At 57.7% G+C, this 4,927-nt stretch carries 1 protein-coding gene; it reads left to right on the forward strand.

Going from position 1 to position 4,927, the window contains the following annotated elements; translation table 11 throughout:
* Nucleotides 1-4,927, forward strand: a 4,927-nt coding sequence (locus tag IAE34_RS24145) for an immunoglobulin-like domain-containing protein (RefSeq protein ID WP_325101017.1), incomplete at both ends; no start/stop codon positions are given.

Here is a 4,927-nt window from a genome sequence, read left to right on the forward strand (position 1 = left end):
GGCCAACGACGTCTACAACAACGGCAGCACCGTCAACACCACGATCACCAGTGCAACAGGTGGCAACTTCGAAAACCTGGTGCCGAATCCGACGCCTGCGCAGACCGTCATCAACGACTCGGTCGACACCACTACCGCCACCCTGACCGCCACCCCAAGCGTCACCGAAGGTGGCGTGATCACCTATACCGTCAGCCTGAACAACCCAGCGCAGACGCCGGTGACCGTCACCCTGTCCAACGGCCAGACCATCACGGTAGACGCCGGTAAATCCAGCGGCTCGATCGACTTCCAGACGCCGGCCAACGACGTCTACAACAACGGCAGCACCGTCAACACCACGATCACCAGCGCAACAGGCGGTAACTTCGAAAACCTGGTGCCGAACCCGACGCCTGCGCAGACCGTCATTAGCGACAGCATCGATACGGTGACCGTCAACATTGCGAGTAACGGCAATGTGACTGAGGCCCAGCAGCCCACCTTCACCGTTTCCGTCAGTCAGCAATTGGATCGCGATCTGACGGTAACGCTGAGCAACGGTGACAAGGTAGTCATTGCCGCAGGCCAGACCCAGGCTACCTATAGCCTGCCCGCCCAAGGCGATGACGTGTTCAAGGATCCAGGCTCTATCACCTTGGGCGTGACTGATGCCAGCGTTCCAGGCAAGACGTTCGAGGACCTGAAGCTTGGCGGTGCCGCGACCGTTCAAATCGCCGATACCGTCAGCGAGGTCGTAGCGACCCTGACTGCGGACAAAGCCACGGTGGCTGAAGGTGGCCAAGTTACGTACACCGTGACCCTGACCAATGCTCAGGGCTTGGACGTGACCGGTCACCCAGGCCTGACGTTCACGCTTTCGGACGGTACCAAGGTCACCATCCCTGCAGGATCCGCTTCGGGCACTGTCGACATTCAGGCGGGCAACGACGTTTACGTCGGTGGCCAGCCTTCGATCGTGAACAAGCTGGAGTCCGTCACTGGCGCTGATAGCTTCGAAAAACTCACCCTGGGCGATAATTCCGTCACCACCACAGTGACTGACGAGCCGGGCACTGGTACTCCAGGCACTGGCAACGAAGGCGACAAAGTTTCCGTCAGCATCGCTAGCAACGGTAACGTCACCGAAGATCAACAGCCGTCGTTCACCGTCAAAGTGAACCAGCCGCTTGATCGTGACATGACGGTGACCCTGAGCAACGGCGCGAAGGTGGTCATTGCTGCTGGCCAGACCGAAGTTGAGTACAAAGCGCCTGCGCAGGGCGACGATGTATTCAAGGATTCAGGCTCGCTTACCGTTGGTGTAACGGACGCCAGTGTTGCCGGCAAGACCTTCGAAAACCTGGAGTTCGGCGGTGCGGCCACCGTTCAGATCGCTGACACCATTAGCGAAGTGGTCGCGACGCTTACTGCCGACAAACCTACAGTCGCCGAAGGTGGCCAGATCACCTACACCGTGACACTGACCAATGGCCAAGGCCTCGATGTCACTGGCCACCAAGGCCTGACGTTCACGCTTTCGGACGGTACTAAAGTTACTGTTCCAGCAGGTTCTGCCTCCGGCACCTTCACCATCCAAGCCCCGAACGACGTCTACGTCGGCGGTCAGCCAAGCATCGTCAACAAGCTCGAATCGGTTACAGGCGCAGACAACTTCGAAAAACTCACTCTGGGCGATAGCTCCGTCACCACCACGGTGACTGACGAGCCAGGCACTGGCACCCCAGGGACTGGCAACGAAGGCGACAAAGTTTCCGTCACCATCGCTAGCAACGGTAACGTCACCGAAGATCAGCAGCCGTCGTTCACTGTCAAAGTGAACCAGCCGCTTGATCGCGACATGACAGTGACGCTGAGCAACGGCGCCAAAGTGGTCATTGCTGCCGGCCAGACGGAAGTCGAGTACAAAGCGCCTGCGCAAGGCGACGACGTATTCAAGGATTCCGGCTCGCTCACCGTTGGTGTAACCGACGCCAGCGTCGCCGGCAAAACCTTTGAAAATCTCGAATTGGGTAACGCAGCGACGGTTCAGATCGCTGACACCATTAGCGAAGTTGTCGCGACGCTTACTGCCGATAAACCTACTGTGGCCGAAGGTGGCCAGATCACCTACACCGTGACACTGACCAACGGCCAGGGCTTGGACGTCACTGGCCATCAAGGCTTGACCTTCACGCTGAGTGACGGCACTAAAGTTACCGTTCCAGCAGGTTCTGCCTCCGGTACGTTCACGATCCAAGCGCCGAACGACGTTTACGTCGGCGGCCAGCCTTCGATTGTGAACAAGTTGGAGTCCGTCACTGGCGCTGATAACTTCGAAAAACTCACTCTGGGTGACAATTCCGTTACCACGACGGTGACTGACGAACCAGGCACAGGCACCCCAGGCACTGGCAACGAAGGCGACAAAGTTTCCGTCACCATCGCCAGCAACGGCAATGTCACCGAAGACCAACAGCCGTCGTTCACCGTCAAAGTGAACCAGCCACTTGATCGTGACATGACGGTGACCCTGAGCAACGGCGCGAAGGTGGTTATTGCTGCTGGCCAGACGGAAGTTGAGTACAAGGCACCTGCACAGGGTGAAGATGTATTCAAAGATTCCGGCTCGCTCACCGTCGGTGTAACCGATGCTAGCGTTGCCGGCAAAACCTTCGAGAACCTGGAGCTCGGCGGTGCAGCTACCGTTCAGATCGCTGACACCATCAGCGAAGTGGTCGCGACGCTTACTGCCGACAAACCTACTGTGGCCGAAGGCGGTCAGATCACTTACACCGTCACCTTGACCAACGGCCAGGGCTTGGACGTTACTGGCCATCAAGGCCTGACTTTCACCCTGAGTGATGGCACCAAAGTCACGGTTCCGGCTGGCTCTGCCTCCGGCACGTTCACCATCCAAGCGCCGAACGATGTGTACGTCGGTGGTCAGCCTTCGATCGTAAATAAGCTGGAGTCTGTCACTGGCGCTGATAACTTCGAAAAGCTCATTCTGGGTGACAATTCCGTTACCACAACGGTGACTGATGAGCCGGGGACTGGCACTCCAGGCACTGGCAACGAAGGTGACAAAGTTTCCGTCACCATCGCCAGCAACGGCAATGTCTCTGAAGATCAACAGCCGTCGTTCACCGTCAAGGTGAACCAGCCGCTTGATCGTGACATGACCGTCATCCTCAGCAACGGCGCCAAAGTTGTAATCGCAGCTGGCCAGACGGAAGTTGAATACAAAGCGCCTGCGCAAGGCGACGACGTATTCAAAGACTCCGGCTCGCTGACTGTCGGCGTGACCGATGCCAGCGTCGCCGGCAAAACTTTCGAAAACTTGGAGCTCGGCGGTGCGGCCACCGTACAGATCGCTGACACCATTAGCGAAGTGGTCGCGACGCTTACTGCTGACAAACCAACTGTGGCCGAAGGCGGTCAGATCACTTACACCGTGACACTGACCAACGGTCAGGGCCTCGATGTCACTGGCCACCAAGGCCTGACATTCACGCTTTCGGACGGCACTAAAGTCACCGTTCCTGCTGGGTCTGCCTCCGGAACGTTCACCATCCAAGCCCCGAACGATGTTTACGTCGGTGGTCAGCCAAGCATCGTCAACAAGCTCGAGTCGGTAACAGGTGCAGACAACTTCGAAAAGCTCACCCTGGGCGATAGCTCCGTCACCACGACGGTGACTGACGAACCAGGCACTGGTACTCCTGGCACTGGCAACGAAGGCGACAAGGTTTCCGTCACCATCGCTAGCAACGGCAATGTCACCGAAGATCAACAGCCGTCGTTCACCGTCAAGGTGAACCAGCCGCTTGATCGTGACATGACTGTTACCCTGAGCAACGGCGCCAAAGTGGTCATCGCTGCAGGCCAGACGGAAGTTGAATACAAAGCGCCTGCGCAAGGCGACGACGTATTCAAAGATTCAGGCTCGCTTACCGTTGGTGTGACGGATGCCAGTGTTGCCGGCAAAACTTTCGAAAATCTGGAGCTCGGCGGTGCGGCCACCGTTCAGATCGCTGACACCATCAGCGAAGTGGTCGCGACACTTACTGCTGATAAACCCACTGTGGCCGAAGGCGGTCAGATCACTTACACCGTGACACTGACCAACGGTCAGGGCCTCGATGTCACTGGCCACCAAGGCCTGACGTTCACGCTTTCGGACGGTACTAAAGTTACTGTTCCTGCTGGGTCCCCCTCTGGCACGTTTACTATCCAAGCCCCGAACGACGTCTACGTGGGCGGTCAGCCGAGCATCGTTAACAAGCTTGAATCGGTAACAGGTGCGGACAACTTCGAAAAGCTCACCCTGGGCGATAGCTCCGTCACCACGACGGTCACTGACGAACCAGGCACTGGTACTCCAGGTACTGGCAACGAAGGCGACAAAGTTTCCGTCACCATCGCCAGCAACGGTAATGTCACCGAAGACCAACAGCCGTCGTTCACCGTCAAAGTGAACCAGCCACTTGATCGTGACATGACCGTAACTCTCAGCAACGGCGCAAAAGTCATCATCGCTGCCGGCCAGACCGAAGTCGAGTACAAGGCACCTGCCCAAGGCGACGACGTCTTTAAAGATTCAGGCTCGCTTACCGTTGGTGTAACGGATGCCAGCGTTGCCGGCAAAACCTTTGAAAACCTCGAGTTGGGTGGCGCAGCGACCGTACAAATCGCCGACACCATCAGCGAAGTCGTAGCGACTCTCACCGCTGACAAGTCCACCGTCGCAGAAGGCGGCCAGATTACCTACACCGTCACCTTGACCAATGGCCAAGGCTTGGACGTCACTGGCCACCAAGGCCTGACCTTCACCCTGAGTGATGGCACCAAGGTCACGGTTCCGGCTGGCTCCGCTTCCGGCACCTTCACGATTCAAGCGCCGAACGACGTGTATGTGGGCGGTCAGCCTTCGATCGTGAACAAG

It is taken from the genome of Pseudomonas sp. S30, assembly GCF_016518545.1.
Lineage (GTDB): Bacteria > Pseudomonadota > Gammaproteobacteria > Pseudomonadales > Pseudomonadaceae > Aquipseudomonas.